The sequence below is a fragment of the Roseateles sp. GW821-FHT09G09 genome (assembly GCF_059415965.1).
On sequence record NZ_JBWKOG010000011.1, the window covers coordinates 31,016 to 50,992 of the forward strand.

General features: G+C 65.0%; 6 protein-coding genes. 5 read left to right on the forward strand and 1 reads right to left on the reverse strand.

Translation table 11 applies throughout. The annotated features are described in order from the left end of the window. Positions 1-103: 103 nt before the first annotated feature. A complete protein-coding gene (locus AC07O8_RS24445; protein WP_495050525.1) occupies positions 104-15,499 on the forward strand; it encodes a hypothetical protein in 15,396 nt (5,131 codons plus the stop codon). A gap of 3 nt (positions 15,500-15,502) precedes the next feature. After that, complete coding sequence (locus AC07O8_RS24450; protein ID WP_495050526.1) at positions 15,503-15,901, forward strand: DUF6392 family protein; 399 nt, start codon at positions 15,503-15,505, stop codon at positions 15,899-15,901. Between the two features lie 293 nt (positions 15,902-16,194). Here the strand turns inward: AC07O8_RS24450 and AC07O8_RS24455 are convergent, their stop codons facing one another. After that, a complete protein-coding gene (locus AC07O8_RS24455) occupies positions 16,195-16,485 on the reverse strand; it encodes a hypothetical protein (RefSeq protein ID WP_495050527.1) in 291 nt (96 codons plus the stop codon). Between the two features lie 229 nt (positions 16,486-16,714). Between AC07O8_RS24455 and AC07O8_RS24460 the strand changes: the two genes are divergently transcribed. Genes AC07O8_RS24460 through AC07O8_RS24470 form a run of 3 tightly spaced genes read left to right on the forward strand, consistent with a single transcriptional unit; the run spans position 16,715 to position 19,896 of the window. Next, entirely contained in the window at positions 16,715-19,042 is a 2,328-nt protein-coding gene (locus AC07O8_RS24460; protein WP_495050528.1) for a DUF3990 domain-containing protein, read from the forward strand. Further along, on the forward strand, positions 19,042-19,362 hold the full coding sequence (locus AC07O8_RS24465; RefSeq protein WP_495050529.1) for a hypothetical protein: 321 nt from the start codon (positions 19,042-19,044) through the stop codon (positions 19,360-19,362). Before AC07O8_RS24460 ends, AC07O8_RS24465 begins: the two co-directional genes overlap by 1 nt. After that, on the forward strand, positions 19,363-19,896 hold the full coding sequence (locus AC07O8_RS24470; protein WP_495050530.1) for a hypothetical protein: 534 nt from the start codon (positions 19,363-19,365) through the stop codon (positions 19,894-19,896). Positions 19,897-19,977: the final 81 nt, after the last annotated feature.

Sequence of the window (19,977 nt, forward strand, 5' to 3'; positions counted from 1 at the left end):
CGGGGGCGTCGGCGCTAAACCGAGCCGGAAATCGCCGGATGTATTGCCTGTGAGTCGCGCGACCTTGGGTCCGCGAATTGGCAACTACAGGGAATTGAGCGACATGGTCGGCATCGTCAACGGCAGCGGTCTGGGTCTGAACTTCACGTCCTACACGGGGACGATGGGTCAGACGGGGGTGTGGGGTCAGGCGGGGCTGGGCCAGCGCGGCACGCAGATCTACATCAATGGCTACACCGGCAACCTCGTCGTGCAGGACCGCGACGGGCTGCTGGCCGGCCCGGGCACCGACCTGCAGGCGCTGCGCACCTACAACAGCCGGGGCTCGTTCAATGACGACAACGGCGACAACTGGATCGCCGGCTTCGTTCGCCAGGCCATGCGGCTCACCGGCGGCGCGTGGGGCGCGGCCGGCAGCACGGTCGCCGTCACCAACGAGGACGGCTCCGAGCGGCTCTACACCTGGTCCACCAACCGCTACGTCAGCACCACCGGCTCGGGCGGCGACACCTACCTGACGCTCAACGGCGATCTGACGCAAGCGACGTTCAGCAACGGGCCTCAGTCGGGCACCTTCGACGTGGCCACAGGCCGGCTGCTGAGCTGGAATTCGCCGACGCTGCTCAACGCGGTGTTCACCTACGACGCCAACGGCCGCCTCGCGGGCATGGCGTCCGACGCCAACGGCACCGGCGGCCGCATCGTCTACGAGTACAGCGGCAACCTGCTGCAGCGCGTCAGCGTCCTGAACGAGCAGGCCAAGGCCGTGTCCACCACGCTCTATGCCTACGATGGCAATGGCCGGCTGTCGCGCGTGACCGTGGATCTGTCGCCGGAGGACGGGGTCATCTCGGACGGCAAGGTCTACACCACGGACTACACCTACGTCGTCGCCGCCGACGCCACCAACGGGATGCTGCGCAGCATCACCAACAGCGACGGCACCTCGCAGACCTTCAAGTGGGTCATGTCCGAGGGCACGGCGCGCATCTCGCAGAGCTGGGGCGCGGACGGGAAGATCACGGACTACGTCATCAACCTGGCGTCCAAGGCTGCGCGGGTGACGCAGCCCGGCGGCTTCACGACGGACTTCTGGTACGACGGCCTGGGCCGGCTCAAGCAGAGCCATCCGTCCAAGGGCGCCAACAACGGCGTGACCACCGACGCCACGCGGATCTACTTCGAGTACTACGCGACGGACAACCAGGCCACGTTCGCGGACTACGACCGCGGCATCACGGCCTTCAACTACGACGCTGACAACAACCTGATCATGGTCCGCGATCCGGCGGGCAACACGGTGCGCCGCACCTACGTGAACCGGCTGGTGGTCACGGAGACGGTCTATGCCGTGGCTGATCCCGACGGCGACGGTACGCTGGGCCCGGGCGCCCCGGCGACGACGCGCTTCATCTACGACGCCGAAGGCAAGCTGCACTTCAAGATCAGCCCCGAAGGCGTGGTGACCGAGCTGCGTTACACCGGCCGGCTGCCCACGAGCACGATCACCTACCTCGGCGGCGCGTACAACGTGTCGGGCCTGACCGCGACGCAGGTGCCCACGGAGGCGCAGCTCAACACGTGGGTGGGCAGTGCCGACAAGAGCCGCACCAGCCGCATCGACACCCTCTATGACGCGCGCGGCGAGAAGCTGCGCGAGACGGCCTACGCGGCCACGGACGCCGCCGGCAACGGGCTGGCTGCGGGACAGCACGTCGTCGTCTACGCGTACGACGCGGCCGGGCGGCTGCTGTCGATGACCGACGGCTCGGGCGCCACCGTCACCTACACCTACGATGGTCTGGGCCGGGTGCTCACCCGCCAGCAGGGCGGGATCCTGACGAGCTACATCCACCAGGACGGCAGCGGCGGGTACGTCTCCACGGTGACGGAGCAGAGCGGCGTGGTCACCGTCAGCACCTTCGACGCGATGGGCCGGCTGCTGGGCGTGACCCAGACGAAGAGCGGCACGGAGCTGGGCAGGACGACGAACTATTACGACGCTCGTGGCCTGCTCTACAAGACGCAGGACGCCACCGGCGTCTTCCACTGGTACCTGTACGACGAGCGCGCCAACAAGGTCGCCGAGGTCGACGGCAACGGCACGGTGACGGAGTTCCGCTATGACGTGGCACAACGCCCGATCCAGACCATCGTGTATGCAGCGCCGCTGGCGGCACTGACGGGCGCCTCGCCCAACCTGGCGTGGGCCGAGCCGCCGTCGACGCCGCTGCTGGCGACCATCCGGCCGGCGGAGACGCCGGGCAAGGACATCAAGAGCTGGACGGTCTACAACATCTCCGGCCGTCCGATCAAGACCGTGGACGGCGCGGGATTCGTGACGGAGACCCGCTACGACGCGGCCGGGCGCGTGACGGGCACGGTGCGTTACGCCAACGCGATCGACCTGGTCGCGTTCGCGGCCAGCCCGGTGACCGCCAATGCGTCGCCGCTGTCCGATGTCAACGACCGTGTGACGCGGCGCTTCTACTCCACCGAGGGGCGCCTGCTGGGCGAGCTGGATGCCGAGGGATACCTCGTCGAGAACCGCTACGACGCGGCGGGCCGGCTGAGCGCGCGCGTGCGCTATGCCGATCCGACGCCGTCGAACCAGCGCGAGGCCGGCACGCTGGCGCAGCTGCGCCCGGGCACCGCTTCGCCCAAGGACCAGACGACGCGCTACGTCTACGACGGCCAGAGCCGCGTCATCGGCGAGATCGACGCGGAGGGCTACGTCACCGAGCAGGTCTACGACGAGCGCGGCCATGTCGCGCAGCGCACGCGGTATGCGACGCCGCTGACCTCGGGACAGATCACGCTCTTCGACGCCGGCACCGGTGGCTGGCGCCCGGCGGCGACCGCCGGGTTCGCTGGGGACCGCACGGAGTTCTGGCGCTACAACGCGCTCGATCAGTTGGACCAGCAGACCGACGCCGACGGCACGGTGACGACCTTCGCCTACGACACGGCAGGTCGCGTGGTGTCGACGACCAAAGCCGTGGGCACGGCGGAAGTGCGCACGCAGAAGGTGCGCTACGACGGCGTGGGGCGCGTGACCGGCGAACTCAGCGCGCGCGGCGCGGCGCTGCTGGTCGACGGCCAGACGGAGGCGCAGGTCGAGGCGATCTGGGCGCAGTACGGCACGGTCTACACCTACGACGCGGCCGGTCGCAAGACCAGCCAGATCGTGTCCGATGGCGCCAGCACGCAGCGCACGATCTTCTTCTACAACGAGGACGATCAGCTCACCCACACGATCAACGCGCTGGGCGAAGTGCAGGAAAACCAGTACGACGGGATCGGACAGCTGGTCAAGACGATCGCCTACGGCGGGCGGCTGAACGCGACGACGTTCAATGGGCTGAACGGCGGGCTCGTCAACACGGCCATCCGCAACGCGGTGCAGGAGCTGCTGGCGCAACGCACGCCCGGCAATCAGGCGTATGCCAAGGCGGAATCGGTCTTCGACTACGACGCACGAGGACTGATCAAGAGCACGACGGATGCACTGGGCTACGTCAGCTCGAGCGTCTACGACGCATTCGGCCAGGTAACGGACACCACGCGGCAGTTGACCGTCGGCGGGACCACCGTGGCGCAGAAGCTCGAGTACGACCGCCGCGGCGTGCTGGTCACGAGGACCGACGACGTCGGCGGACTCAACGCGATCACGCGCACGCGGGTGGACGCTTTCGGCCGCGTCTACGAGCAGATCGATGCCCGCGGCATCTACACCAAGACCGGCTACGACCGCCTGGGGCGCGTGGTGCAGACCACCGACGGCGCGCTGGTCGACCGCTACACGACCTACGACGCGTTCAGCCGCGTGGTCACGACCAAGGACGGCAACGGCCAGACGACGACCTACCGCTATGACATCGCCGCGCGCACCGTCGAGGTGACGACGCCGGAGAACATCAAGAGCCGTGTCACCCGCAACCGCCATGGCGAAGTGGCGAGCGCCACCGACGGCGCGGGCGTGACGACGACCTACGCGTACACCGAGAACGGCGAGCTCAAGACGACCACGACGCCGCTGAACGGCGTCAACATCGGCACCGGCACGAAGTACGACAGCCTGGGTCGCGTGGCCGAGAGCACCGATGCCAACGGCACGGTGACGCGATACGGTTATGACGCGCTCAACCGCGTCACCTCGCGCATCGTCGACCCGGATGGCGCCAACGGTCTGAAGCTCACGACGACCTACGCCTACGAAGACACCGCCACCGGCTCGACGGTGCTGACCACCGAGGCGGATGGACGTCAGACGCTCAAAAGCTTCGACGTGGCAGGACGCCTGGTGGCGAGCACGGTGGATCCGTTCAGTCTGGCGCTGACGACGAGCTTCGAGCTGGACGCGGACGGCCGCACGCTCAAGGTCAAGGATCCCAACAACATCGTCACGCGCTACGAGTACGACAAGCTGGGCCGCCGCACGGCGGAAGTCACCGATGACGCCGGCAATGCCGACGATCTGAAGCTGACCCGGACCTACGTCTACGACTTGGCGGGCCGTTTGACCTCGAGCACCGACTGGACTGGTACTTCGCGAACGCGCTACGCGTATGACGACGCGAACCGCCTCGTCTACCAGGTCGATCCGGCGGGCGCGGTGCGCTACACGGAGTACGACGGCGAAGGGCGCGAGCGCCGGGTCACGCGCCTGGCCACGCCGCTGACGGCGGCGAACCTCACGGCCTTGGGCACGCAGCCGACGGTGGCGCAGATCACCGCGCTGCGGGTGATCGCGACGGCCAAGGACGAAGTCACGGGCCGGGTGTTCGACAAGGACGGCCGCGTCAAATTCAGCGTTGATGCCGCGGGCACGGTGGTGGAGTTCCGCTACGACGGCGCGGGCCGCGTGAAGCAGCAGATCGCGTATGCGACGGCGGTGACGGACACGGCGGCCTGGATGGACGGCACGCCGCAGGCGCCGGGCGGCAGTGCGGACGACCGCGTGACGAGCACGCTGTACGACGACCTGGGCCGCGCCACGACGGTGGTGGACGCCGAGGGCGGCATCACCACGCTGGCCTACGACAACGCGGGCAACCTGCGTCAGAAGACGGCCTTCGCACGCGTGGCGACGGCCGCCACGATGCAGGCGCTGCGCACGGCAGGCGCCGGCTGGACCGCGGCGACGCTGGGCGCGCCGCTGACGCACGTGCAGGACCGGGTCACCAACTACCGCTACGACGCGGCGGGCCGGCTGCGCTACGAGTACGACGCTGAGGGCTACGTCACCGAGACGCGCTACGACGGTTTGAAGACCACGACGATCCGCCATGTGGAGACAGTCGGGTTGGATGTCATTCCGACGCTGGGCGCGGACGACCGCGCGAGTTTCGTCGAGCTCGACAAGGCGGGGCGCGTCCTGCGCACCGTCGATGCGATGGATGTCGAGACGCGCAGCTTCTACGACAAGGGCGGCCGCCTGACGGCGCAGACGCAGGCCTACGGTTTGGCAGAGGCGACGACCACGGGCTATGTCTACGACGACGCGGGCCATGTGACCCGCAAGACCGTGGCGCTGGGCACCGCGGCGGAGAGCAGCACGCGCTACGGCTACGACGCCTTTGGCCGCATGACGACGGAGATCGAGGCACGCGGCGTGGCGCTGGCCGAGTCGACCAGCGACTGGGCAAAGGGCGAGCGCGTGCGATTGGGCAAGCCGGCGGATCTGCTCCAGCTGTCGGAGCCAGACAAGCTGTCGCTGCTGGCCAAGTTCACGACGACCCACGAATACGACGCGGCGGGTCGCCGCACCAAGACAATCAATGCGCTGGGCGCCGCGACATCCACGCAGTACGACGCCTTCGGCAACGCGGTGAAGGTGACGGATCCGCTGGGCAACGTCGGGTACTTCTACTTCGACAAGCTCAACCGGGTGACGATGCAGGTCGATCCGGAAGGGAATGCGACGCGCACGATCTATTGGGGCGCGGGCAGCAACCAGGTCGCGAAGGTACGACGCTATTTCGCGAAGTCCACGAACGTGACGACGGCGCAGATGCCCGATCCGGTGACCGGTCCCAAGGATGCGCTGACGACCAACGTCTACGACCGGCTGGATCGGCTGGTGAGTTCGGCGGCTGCGGTGGACGGCGGCAGCGTCACCGAGTCGACGCAGTACAACGTCGCCGGCAACCGTTTCGACAAGCAGGTAAGGAACAAGGTCGGCGGCACGGCGGTGTTCAACACCGACAAGCTGGGCAACACGGTCAAGGAAACGTTGCCGGTGACGGTGGACGGCGTGGCTGTGGTCAACAGCTACGGCTACGACGCCTTCGGCAACCGGACCAGCGCCGTCGAGGCGGTGAACCCTGACAACCGCAGCGGCTGGATCAGCCGCGCGACGTCCTACAAGTACGACAAGACGGGGCGCCTGACGCATCGCATCGGCACTGGCTATGAGGCGTTCGACGGTTCGAGCCAGACGACGTCGACGGTGATCCCGGTCGAGTGGACGCGCTATGACGCGCTGGGCCGCGTGGTCGAGCAGGTCTCGCGCGGCAACTGGGTGAGCGATTCGCAGGTGGTCGGCGGCGCGCGGTCGCTGACCCGCTACGACGCGGCGGGCAACAAGCTCGAACAGATCGCGGCGGACGGTGCGTACACCGCCTACGAGTACGACGCTGCAGGACACGCGGTGCGCGAGAGCGCCCGCGGCACGGCGGCTGTCGTGAACGGCTCGACGTGGACGGCGCCCGGCGTCAATGCCGCGATCGATCGCAACACCGTGATGGTCTACGACGCGCTCGGCCGCCTGGTCGAGAAGTCGCGCGAGAACGTCCGGTACTGGGAAGCCAATCCCAATTCGAACGACATCCTGGCGCCGCTGTCGACGCCGACGACGGTGCGCCTGCAGGGCATCGTCTATGACGCCGCCGGCAACGTGGTGCAGGAGATCGACGGCCGCGGCAATTCCGTCTACAGCTACTACGACAAGATCGGCCGCAAGGTGCTGCGCATCGACCAGGAGTCGTGCGCGGTGGGCTGGGACTACGAGGGCTTCCAGGACGCGGCGACCGCGGAGGTGAAGTACGCGGGTCGCGTGGCGGCCTATGCCGTGCAGACGGATACGCAGCAGGCGGCGTCGCTGCGCGATCCCGCGCAACTGCGCGCCGGGCTGAGCCTGACGGACGCGCGCACGACGCGCTTCGTGCTGGACACGCTGGGTCGGGTGACCGAGAAACGGGTGTTGGGCGTGGCGTCCACCTACCTGAACGCGAGCGGCGCCGCCGTGAACGTCACGATGGACGCGGTGTCGACCTTCGAGTACGACGGCCTGGGCAACGTGAAGAAGCAGCGCGACCTGGTCGGCCTGACGCCGGACGGCACCGCGCAGGTCTGGAACGAGACGGTGGTCCAGTACGACAGCCTCGGCCGCGAGACGCGGCGCATCGCACCGGGATTCACGGACTTCCAGAACCGCTGGGTCACGCCGATCACCGACACCGAGTACAACGGGCTCGGACTGGTGTCGCGCACGACGCTTCGCGGGCTGACGACGGCGGACGACCGGGTCTCGCGCTTCGACTACAACGGCAACGGCGACCGCGTCGGCATGACGGACGCCAAGGACAACTTCACCCGGATCGAACTCGATGGCCGGGGCCAGGTCGGTCGCACGACCGCGGTGGCGGCCCAGCTCGCACTGAACGGTACGCGCGTCGACGTCGTCAAGCGCTACGCCTACGACGCCATGGCGCGCACGACGGCCGAGTTCGACGGCGACGCCACGCATCCGCAGACCGGCGAGATCCGCCGCACGCGCTACAACGTCTTCGGCGACATCGTCGGCAAGGGGATCGGCGAAGGTTGGCAGGAGTTCGCGGACTACAACGTGCTCGGCCAGGTCGAACGCAACAACAGCGAAGGTGGCGTAATCGCCGTGTTCCTGTATGACCGCAACGGCAACGCGACCCGCAAGATCATCAGCGGCGTGGCCGACCTGGACTTGCGCGGCAAGACGGTCAACGAGGCTGCGAACGACCTCACCAACTTGACGCACACCTTCAGCGTCCATGACAGGCGCAACCAACTGGTCAAGACGGTGGAACTCGCCGCCACCTTCCAGACCGATGTCGCCGCGCGCACCGGCGCGGTGTCACAGGCGCTGACCAGCCTATATGGCGCGCTGCAGCTGCAGCCGATCGGCGGCGGCGCCTACGAGGGCGCGAACGGCGGCACCACCGGCAGCCTCGGCCAGACGGTGGTCAGTTCGCCCGACGGCGTCGGACCACTGAACGGGTCGTCCGCGTCCGGCGCGGCCGCCTCCGCGATCAGCGTCGGTGGCGACAAGGGAGCCGTCGGCATCGGTCTGGGCGGACAGGGATACAGCACGGTCTTCAACTGGTCGGGCACCGCAAAGACGACTCAACCGCAGCCGAGTCCGACCCTGCAGATCCCCTTCACCCTTTCGGCCCCTTCCTTGCCGGGCAATGCCCGTTATGAAGTCCGCGATGATGCCGACGATCGGCTCTTCGGCACGATGCTGCCGGGTGAGACCATCCAGTTGTGGGCCACCGGCAAGGACAATGGATCGGCGACGAATCGCTACAACCTGATTGCCATCCTCGACGGCAGACAGGTTCAGATGGCTACGATGATTCTCGATTCGACCCGCGGCGGCCCGCCGCCGATGAATCAGGCACCGAGGATGTGGCAGATCCAGGCCACGTACCGCATCGAGTTTCCCAACCGATTCATCGTGCAGAACCAGGGCGCGGCGCGCGTCGAGGTCGTGCGCAAGACCGCGAACGGCGACGAAGTGCTGCCGTTGTACAGCATCCCGCAATACACCCGATCGGGCCTGGTCACGGTGGTCCCTCCGGTCCCGGATACCTCGCAGTTCCTGGTCGGCGGCTGGGCCGCCGGCGACCACATCGTCGAGATCCGCCGCTACGACGGGGAAGGCCGGTTGATCAACGCGTCCCGGCAGACCTTCTCCATGACGCCGGGAGCCGGCGTCGTGCAGGCCGGACCTGACAAGTACACCGCGATCGCGGTCTCCGACGTGGAAGGCCGGCTCATCCCCGGATCCAACCAGCCTGGCCTGAGCCTGTTGCGGGGCGCCGGCGAGGCCATGCCGAGCGGGACGATCTACATCCGCCGTGCCGATTCCAACGCCGACTACGGCGGCTACACGTTCTCGGGCGGCTATCTCGATGTCGCTTCGGCCGGCATCAACGGCGCGAACGCGTCGTATGAGTTCTTCGTCGTATCGTCGCGCGGCACGTTCTCAGGGACCTACACCGGTGGCGGCGGCGCGAAGCCCGCCGTCACGAGCCTCAAGTACGCATCGACTTCCGACACGTCCTTCCGTTTCAACCCGAACATCCAGTCCGACTCAAGCGCACCGGCGCCGCAGTCGTATGAGGTCGTCTTCGAGATCTTGAAGAACGGACAGTGGACGCGTGTCGAGGTGCCGTTCGACGGCAGCGGCATCACCCTGTCCGGCATCCAGATCGGCACCCTGGCGGGCACGGGCAGCTCGCCCTTCGTGCAGTCGCAGGCCTCGTTCCGATACCAGATCTTCGCCGTCACCGGCCCGTTGAAGCGGCTGGTCGCCAATTCGGCCGGGAGCGTCAGCTATGGACGGGCTTCTTCCATCGCCGTCACGTCGGGGACGGTGTATCCGGCCATCGCGCGGCTGGGCGTGCGCAACTTCAGCGGTCCGATCACGTTGACGATTCCCGGCAAGGGCGATGTGGCGATCTCAGCCGGCGACGCCCGGCGCTGGGGCACGGACCAGACCAACCTTTACCTGGCCGAGTACGTCAACGCTGCGGGACCGATCCAGATCCGGTTCAGGTACGCCGGCAACGACGCCGCCTACGACGGCACCCTGACGCTCAATCCTGACGGACGCATCACGGTGGATCCGATCACGCCTTCGTACTTCGGATGGTCGCAGATGCGCATTGACGTGCCGGGGATGAACGGCATTCAGACCTTGCGTATCCAGGAGCGCGGCGGCGCGGTGATGTCTAACGACGAGGTGAGGATCTACCGCGGATACTTCCAATTCCCCATCCAGCCGGGGCAGCTCGGCAAGAACTACGACGTCTACTTCGAGGCGCTCGGTGGCAATCCGCAGACTCTTTCCTACATCGGCAAGGGCTCGTACGAGGTCAGTGCCACCGGCACGGCGACCTACAAGACTACCGAGGTGGTCTACCGCCAGTCCATCCTCAACCTGACGGCAACGTCCGCCACGGACCGGATGTCGTTGCGCCTGCGTCAACCGGGCGGCGGCTTCACCGACTGGCTGCCGGTCGCCGGCGGCGTGGACCGCAACTTCGTGCTCGATGCCTACAAGCCGCTGAGCGGCGGCCCAGCCGCCTACGAGTTCGAGTACATGGTCCAGGACCAGTCCGGCGCGGTGATGCTTAAGAAGGGGCATGGCACCTTCACGCTGGCCGTCGACGGAAAAGTCGTCATGGGCACGGTGGTGTCCGACCGGACACCGCTGGCACCGATCACCTTCTACGGCCCCAACGATCCTGCGGCCGCCAAGATGCGTCTGACCATCGCCGGTCGGACGATCGAGCTGCCGGGGACCTGGAACGGCAAGCAGATGCAGTACGTCTGGGCGCAGCCATTCGACGGCGCGGTGATCGAGACGGAAAGCCGCTACGCCTACACGATGGAGATCCTGACGGCCACCGGGCAGCCGGCCAAGGACGCGGTGGGCGAGACGATCGCGGCGGTGCAGGGTGTGATGACGGTGGCCGCCAACGGCGGCGACCAGCCGTTCCGCTTTGAGCAGTCGGTGCAGCAGGTCAACCAGAGCGCACAGGTGCGGCGCTTCCAGACATACAACGCCTTCGGCGAGATCGCCGAGGAGTACGACGACAGCACGCTGGCACGGGCGCGAGCCATGGCGCAGCAGTACGCGGACTTCAAGCTGGGCCAGTTCACGGTCGATGAGTCGGCGGTGCGCACGCGCTTCCGCTACAACACGCAGGGCCAGTTGATCGAGAAATTGGAGGCGCAGACCTTCGAGACGCTGGCCAACGGTTTCGTACGTCGCACGCGACCGACGACCACGTACGGGCTCGATCTGGTCGGCCGCACGGTGTCGATCACCGACGCCAACGGCGGCGTGAATCGCCAGTCCTATCTAGGCGGCAGCGATCGGGTGGTGACGCGCTTCAACGCGGACGAGACCTCGCGCACGACGGGCTACGACGTCTTCGCCGATGCGCGCAAGCTGGTCAACGAAATGCAAGGGGTGGTGCTGCAGGACTTCGATGCGCTGGGTCAGCTGCTGACGGTCACGCGCCAGGGCATCACGCGCAGGCAGAACTTCACTACCGGGGAGTTCGTCGGCGCGGTGAGCGTGAACAACACGCTCTACGAGCGCTACGAGTACGACGGTCTCGGCCAACGCACGCGCCGCACCGATGCGGCCGGTGTGATCGAGAAGACCTTCTACGACTCGCTGGGCCGCGTGATCCAGACGGTGTCGGGCACCAACGCGACGGTCCAATATCAGTACACGCCGGTGGCGCGCGGTGCCGGCGACGCGGTGCTGGGCCTGGGCGCGCTCGATGTCGGCGGGTATCGGCGCACGACGGTGAACGCGGACGGACGCAGTCTGCAGGACAAGATCGACTACTTCGGCCGCACGACCTGGCACCAGGACCTCGGCGGACGGCAGTCGACCTACGTGTACGGCCTCTCCGGGCGCCTGATGTCCCAATCCGTGGCGGGCGGTCAAGACATCCGCTACGACTACACCTTGAGCGGACAACTGCGCCAGGTGCGTGACCTGGTGGAGCACACCATCACGCAGTATGCGTATGACGACGCGGGCAACCGCACGTACGAGATGTACGGCAAGTTGAATGCGCAGAACGACGGCGTGGCGTCGATCTTCCAGTCCGGGAACATCCAGTACGACGAGCTCAACCGCATCAGCCGGACCTGGGACGGCAGCAAGAGCTACGACCTGCGCTATGAGTACGACGCCATCGGCAACCGGCGCGCGGCGATCTCGACGTACTGGGACGTGACGGGGCGGGTCTCCGAGCGCACGGACTTCTGGTACACGTACGATGCGATGAACCGCTTCACGACGACGATGGGATCGTTGACGGGGCGGGGCGGCTCGGCGGCGGACACGTCAACCGGCATCGTCATCGGCAACGACGGAACTGCCGTGCGCTATGACGGCCTGGGCCAGCGCATCGGCGTCAGCTACAAGGACAAGACCGACACGTCGATCACGCACAACGAGCGCTACGAGTATTCCGTGGACGGCTACCTGGAGGACGCTTACCTCGACAACGCGCTGGTCAGCCGCCGGCGCGTGGATGCGACGGGCCGCACGCTGCAGTACCGCCAATGGAAGGGCGGCGTGCTGCAGGAGACCAAGACCACGGAGTTCGACGCCGACAACCGCGTGCGCAGTGAGAAGGTCACCGATTCGCAAAGCGGAAACGGCACGACGACGTACGCCTATTTCCTGGCGGGCTCGGACAACGCCAATGATGCGAACGTGGACGGACGCGGCGTTCTCGCGCGCACGACCTTCACGCCGGCGGCCGGCGGCGGGTCGACCGTCTCGACCTATGCGTATGCGTACTGGGACGCGGCCAAGCAGGTGACGATCAGGACGACCCAGCCCACCGGCAATCCTGGTCTGTCGACCTTCAGCTACGACAAGAACGGGCACCTGAGCTCCGTCGTCGACGCGGCGGGAGGGCGCGAGCTGTATTACCTGACGAGCGCGCAGGGGCAGGTGCTGCAGCGCGACGAAATCCGTCGGGACCTGAACGGCTCGCCGCGCTACATCCATCGCTACTACTACGCGGATGGACGGCGTGTGGGCGACGTCGGCAACGACGGGCTGTCCGACCGCGTTTCGTACGCAGAGCAGATCGCGCGCGATGCGGAGACGCCCGAGCAGCGACGAGCCCGGAGCAAGAACCCGACGCCGGTCAACAGCGCCGACTTCGACCAGAACTACGAGCCGATCAACGCGAGCTATCCGATCTCGGCTTCGTCCCGGTATACGGCGCGCGGTGGCGATACGCTGAGCTCGATCGCGCAGAGCGTGTGGGGCGATGCCGCCATGTGGTATCTGCTCGCCGACGCGAACGGCCTCAGCGGCCGCGAGCGTCTGGTAGACGGGCAGGTGCTGGTGATCCCGAACAAGGTCACCAACATCCACAACAACTCGACCACCTTCCGCCCGTACAACCCGGGTGAGGCGATCGGGAATGTGAATCCGACGCTGCCGGAGCCGCCGCCGCCGCCGTCGCCCAAGAAGGGCGGCTGCGGCGGGATCGGCATGATCCTGATGGTGGTCGTGGCGGTGGTGGTGACGATCTATACGGCGGGTGCCGCGGCGGGTCTGCTGGGCGCCACGGCGTCGACGGGGGCCACCGCGTTCTCCACGGGCCTTGCGGTGCTGGGTGGTGGCTCGGCGGCCGGCGTCACCTTGACGGCCACGGCAGGGCTTGCGATGTCTGCGGGGCTGGGGGTGGCTGTCGCAGCCGGCGCCGCGATCGGCGCGGCGGTCGGGTCCATTGCCAGCCAAGTCGTCGGCATGGCCACGGGCAACGTGGACAAGTTCAGTTGGAAGGCGGTCGGACAGTCGGCCGTCTCAGCCGGTATCACCGCTGGCGTGGGCTCCGCGCTCAACGCTGCTGCGGGGACCGGCGGCATTCTGAACGGCACGAAGGTCGGGAGCCTCGTGCAAGCAGGCGGTGCCGGCAGCGCGATGCTGAAGGCGGGCGTGGGGTCGGCCGTGAGTCAGGCGATCCAGGGCCAGTGGAACTGGCGTGAGGTCGCTGCGTCGACGGTCAGCGCGAGCGCGGGCTACTACGCCGGACAAGCCGTGGGCGCGGTGATGCAGGGCCTCGATGCCAGCGCTGTGAGGATCGCGGCCTCCGCAGGCGCGGCAGTCGCCGGGTCCTGGGCGAGCAGCCAGGTGATGGGCTACAACTCGGCGGAGACGAGGGCGCGGCTGTCGCAGGCGTTCATTTCGGGATTGGGTCAAGGCATTGGTCTCGAGCTCGGCGACGCTTCGCCGTCGAGTCCTCAGAGTCCACGCCAAGCGTCGACGTCATTTACCGATGACACGGATAGCCGCCGCAAAGCACTTGACCCCTACGGCATTCGCAACATGGAGGCGGCAGGGCCGCAAGTCGGGCCCGTCAGCACGAAGATGCTGGACGACGCCTTCACGCCGGTCACGGGTCTGGATCTGGGTGATCGAGTTCTCCGTGGACTGGATCTCGGGTTATCTGCGCGCGGCGCCTCTCTCGTTTCGCCGGAAGTGGCGTATCGCGCAGGTCCGTACCAGCCGATCAAAGCCGGCATCTACGGCTACGAGAGCGGCGTCAATCGCAATGGCGTGTGGCAGGAAAGCTGGACCAACTTCCCTCGCAACGTGGTTCTGACAGACGCCAAGGGGCAAGAGATCCTGCCGACGTGGTCGGTTCATGGTGGCGACTCCCCATTGCTACCCAACGGTCAGCGAAGCGCCACGCTGGCGCGATTCGAGGAGTTGAAGGCGACCGTCAATAGCGGGCGATCGGTCGATACCAGTGAGATCGTGAAGCTGGCGAGGATTTACGATCCGCAAAACGTCTGGGCCAGAAACCAAACCGGTCAGGAGGAGTTGACCCGATTCTTCTCAACCGTCGCTATGGGCGTCGCAGGAGGGTTCGTTGGAGGGTGGACATATGGCGCACTGACTGCGCGCACCGCTATCGGCGCTCGTAGCGCGATGGTGGTGAGCAGCATGGCAGGCGATGCGACTTATCAGGGCCTCGACAATGCGCTCTACCGCGCGTCCGGTGGAAGCTATGGTACTGACGGGTTCAGCTTTAAGCAGCTTGCGGCGGCCGCAGTCTTGCCAGTGGCTTTGGAAGGCGTGTCCGGGGTCCGAGGATTGGCGGGTGAACTTCGTTCAATGGGCGTGCCCGATTGGACAATTCGCGCCGCACCTTACCGCTCAGGCGTCCTCTATTCGAATCCTCTAGGAGTTGAACTTGAGAGGGTTGCAATTGACGCCGGTGGCGGAAAAGTGGCGGTACAGTTTGGCGATGTGATGACATTTGGCCAAAGTAAGGCAGGCGAAGTGGTGGGTGACGGACTTACTGGCGACCATATCCCCTCCCTTGCTGCAATTCGTCAGAACGTGGAAACGACGCTGGGCAGAAAATTGAGTCCTTTTGAGTCATTGGCCCTGCGCGACAATACTTACACTGTGGTCGTGAAGCAGGATTTGCATGCCTCTGGGCGGACCTATTTTGGCGCTAATACGCCTTCTCAGATTGCTGCGGACGCATTGAACCTCAGTGGAGCCTCTGCAATGGATCAAGCAGTCCATTTGGTGAACGCCCCACGGTTGGGATACAGTACGACAACGCTTGAGGCGTCATTTGCCCGCTTGGATGAACTCAATCGACCACTTTTTGAGCAACTCTCCAATAAGTCGTCCGTTGAGGAACTTCTAAAGAATTGGAAGCGATGAACTATGTCCGAATTGATAAAGCTCCTGAATCAGCATCGAAATGCGCCCAATGTTGAGGCTGCGGTTCAGAAATTTTCTCTTCTCGAGATGATGGATGACCCTCCGTTTCGGAAGTATATTATTTCGCGTGCAGAAGGTATTGATTTTCTTTTGGAAAATGATCGAGTGATCGCTGTGCAGATATTTGTGCAGCCCACTCGTGAATTCGCTGCGTTTTCCGGAGAACTTCCGTTTAATCTACGACATGGAATGTCGCAGGATGATATTCATCAAACTCTTGGTGTTCCATTGGAATCGGATATTTACGATAGTAAGTACGCTTTATCCGCTGAAAATGCGAAACTTGTCATCACATTTGATGATTCTTCCAAGATCAATTATCTTAGTATAGAAACTCCTTGATGACGTTCCCCAGGACTGCGGTTTAAGGCATGGTGTTCGATAGGAGCGACGCACGAACTAGGTCAGCTCTACGCGCGCATTCCAGGATATCGAATCTAGCGTCGAGCGTGCAATGCCGGTTCAAATGCGCTCCATTTCTTGGCAAGGGTCAAATTCGACGAGGCACGCGACCTTTCGGATCTTCTCTCAACGTTGACCGAAGCACTTGGACTTGCGGGTTCATCTTGGAGTTCACGTGTCAGAACTGCGCAGACCTGGTGGGCAATTGAGCACCTTTCCGCTCAGCTCACCTTTCACGCCAGCTCCGCCCGCGCCTCCGCAAGCAGCCTCATCGCATCCGGCGATGCGAGCAAGGTGTCGACCACCGCGTCGATCACCCCGAAGAGCGCCGAATCCGCGATCGCATCGCGCCTTATCGCCGCGGCCAGCGTCGGCTCCATGATCGCGCGCAACATGGCGCGGTCGTCGCCGAGTTGGTCGGTCGCTGTCTGAAGCACCCGATCCAGCGCCGCAATCGACGGTTGTCCGCCGCTGCTCCGCCATCGCGAACCGCCGTTGACGTCCCCGACGGCGCTGCTTTCCACGACCTGCCGGTGCGCTTGTCTCCGCCCCCGTCCTTCACAGGACGCGGCGGCGCCCTGCGGTCGGGCTGATGGATACGCGTCATCCTCGCCGGACTCAGTGGGGCTTACCCACCTTCCGGTAGTTGGCCGACAGCACGTGGGCCGAGGCGTCGTTCGCCTTCGCACCGCCTTTGGCACTTGCCGCGTCGATCACGGGCGGCGAGACTTCGCCGTGTGGGGCGACTCGGCGATGTGGTACCTGCTGGCGGAGGCCAACGAGTTGAGCGGGGGCGAGGCGCTGGTTGAAGGCCAGGTGCTGGTGATCCCGAACAAGGTCACCAACATCCACAACAACTCGACCACCTTCCGCCCGTACAACCCGGGTGAGGCGATCGGGAATGTGAATCCGACGCTGCCGGAGCCGCCGCCGCCGCCGTCGCCCAAGAAGGGCGGCTGCGGCGGGATCGGCATGATCCTGATGGTGGTCGTGGCGGTGGTGGTGACGATCTATACGGCGGGGGCTGCGGCCGGCGTTCTCGGGGCCACGGTGACGTCGGGCGCCGGGGCCGGTGCCTTCAGCACCGGCTTGGCGGTGATGGCGGGCGGCACGGCGGCCGGCGTCACGGTCGCGGGCACGGCGGCGATGGTCGCGGGCGCTGCGATCGGTGCCGCGGTCGGATCGATCGCCAGCCAACTGGTGGGCATGGCGACAGGCAACGTCGACAAGTTCAACTGGAAGGCGGTCGGACAGTCCGCGCTTGCGGCCGGCGTCACGGCGGGCGTGGGCTCGGCCTTGGGTGCAGCGCCAGGGACCACGGCGGCAACCTCGAATGCGAGCACGCTGACGCGGGTGTCCGATGCCGTCATGCGCGCGGGGATCAACTCCGCAGTCACGCAGGCGATCCAGGGCAAGTGGAACTGGCGCGAGGTCGGAGCCGCGACGGTCAGCGCGGGCGCTGGCTACTTTGCCGGTCAGGCCGTGTCCGAGGTGGTGAAGGGCGTCGATCCCAGCATCACGCGGATCGCCGCCTCTGCGGGCGCTGCCGTCGGCGGCTCCTGGGCCAGCAGCCAGATCATGGGCTACAACTCTGCGGAGACAAAGGCTCGCCTCTCGCAGGCGTTCACATCCGGATTGGGTCAAGGTCTGGCGGGCTTGATCACTGATCCTGTCGGAAGCGCGGGGGAGCCGGTGATCAAGACCCTGGGCGCAGGTGATGAACCTCGTATCGACCGTATCGATGCGGAGCAAATCGAAAAGTATGCTCGGATCGACCTGCCGGAACTGGAGTCGCTGCCAGCATTGAACCTGCCCCGTACCCGTGTCGCGGCAGGAGGGGATTCCTGGGCCCGCATCGCCCGTCAGGAGTATGGCGACGAGCGATATGCCCTGGCTTTGGCGCAGGCCAATGGCGCCAAGTCGACCTTCCTCGCACAAGGGCAGGAATTGCAACTGCCCGATCTTGGCGGCGCCGATCTGCGCGCGGGCGGAGCGATGATCGCCGCCGATGCTGCGGCGAGACGTACTGCGCCTCCGGTGTGGAGCTTCCGTGAAGCCAGCGCGGCGCAACGTGCGATCGACGATGCGGCCCAAGCAACCGGACCGGCGCTGAACTTCTACCGCAGCTCGGGCAGCATCGGTGAGATGAAGAGCATCTCCGCGACCGAAAGTTTCTTCACCTTTAATTCGATCGGTCGGGCTCTGAACGGTTGGGCACACGGCTCGCTGGACGTCGTCAAGAGTCCCTTCATCGCTTTCAGGGAAGCGGTGTTCATGGCTGGAGACGTCGTCGGCAATGCCACGTATGGCGCGATGAACTTTGCGTTCGACGGAAATCAGCGGTATCAGAACGACAGCGCGCTGTTCAACTCAATCGAGCAGAACGGCGTTTTTGGGACCGCCGGTCTCGCGATCACGGGGAGCGTCACCTCCCTGCCCGTGATTTCGCAGATCAACGCGTTGTATCGTGGCAATGCGTACGAACTGGGCTACTCCGGCGCCACGACGGCGGGCTTCTTCGCTGTGCCCATGGCGTCGGAACGAATCGTCGTCGGGGCCAACACGCTCGCTCGGAACTGGGTGAACCTCGAGCGCACCCTGGATCTGAACATCAAGTTCGTTCCGGAACCCATGGAGGAGTTTGTAACTTTCTATCACGGGACTTCGCCCGAGCATGCGATCAATATCCGTCTCAACGGCGTCGATCCCTCGTTGGGCAAGTTGAAGAACGACTTTGGAGTCGGCTTCTACATGACCACTTCCAGGGAGGAGGCCATCAGGTCTGCATCGATGATGAGCAAGGCTTCTCAAGAAGTGATCGAATTCAGTGTCCCGAGGTGGGAGCTGGATCAGTTGAAGACCAGGACCTTCGCAGGCGCCGATGCGGAATGGGCTTCATTCGTCAGAGCCAACAAGGGGGGCGTTCCCGTCGACATCGGTGACGTGGATATGATCGTCGGCCCGATGTTTGGGCGAGTGAATTCAAAGAATGCTGTGCTGCCGTTGGGAAATCGAGTGCAGACGAGCATCCACTCTCGGACGGCAGCTGAAATGTTCAATTACTACATGGTGAAAGATTGATGGCGTCACAACTGATGATTGGTGCGCCGGATGAAGACGAGCTCTGGCTCTTTCAAAGAATCCTGACGGAGTTGCGGGAGAGGTTTGGACACTCCGAAGAGGTGGCGATCGACCTCGTCAACAGCTATCACCGGAAGTTTACCGACCCCGAATATTGCGCTCGCTTCAACATGTCTGCGCAGGGCGCGGAGTTCTTCTTTCATGAGGAAGCGCTCCAGATGGCCGATCGGATTCAGTACTACGAGTTTTTGGGTCATCTGCCAAATGAGTGGGAATTCATTCAATGGCACAGATCCGTTCGACTCCCAAGAGAGAAATAAATGGCTGTCATTATTGAAGGGCTGTCGGTTGTCGTTCGTTGCCAATCAATTGCCAAAAAATTGACCGGTGGAATCGGTGCATTCAAAAATTCTCTGCCGAACGCTACGCTCCGCTCGGACGGAGAAATCGCCGCCGTTCACTTCATGACGCCTGCGGACACCAAGGCCTACGTCTTGCGACTTGTGGAAGCTGGGCTGATATATCGTGTCGATGATGGCGCGCCGGTCGATATTGCCGTCGTGGATCAGAGAAATGGGCCGACGGTCCCTTGCGATTGGCTCGATTTCGGGGAAGCTGACTGGGACAACGATCCCGATCAGGTAATTGCCGTTTGCTGTGCTCGGCCGACACGCACTGGCAGGATCGTGGTTCCCGAGGGATGGGCTTACAAGGACTCACTGACGGCAAACGCGCAGTTTGTGGCCGGGAACGCCATTCCGCCGGAACTTCAATTCTTACGGCACCAGGACGGTGTCGATGTCCTGTTGGATACTCGGACCGGGCGGGAGTACTTTGTGCGGCGAAATGTGTGATCGGCACTTGCCCTCGGCCAACGGGGCCGGTGCGCTGGGGTCGAATTACCTTTCGTCAGGGTCTTGGGGTGGTTCAGCTTC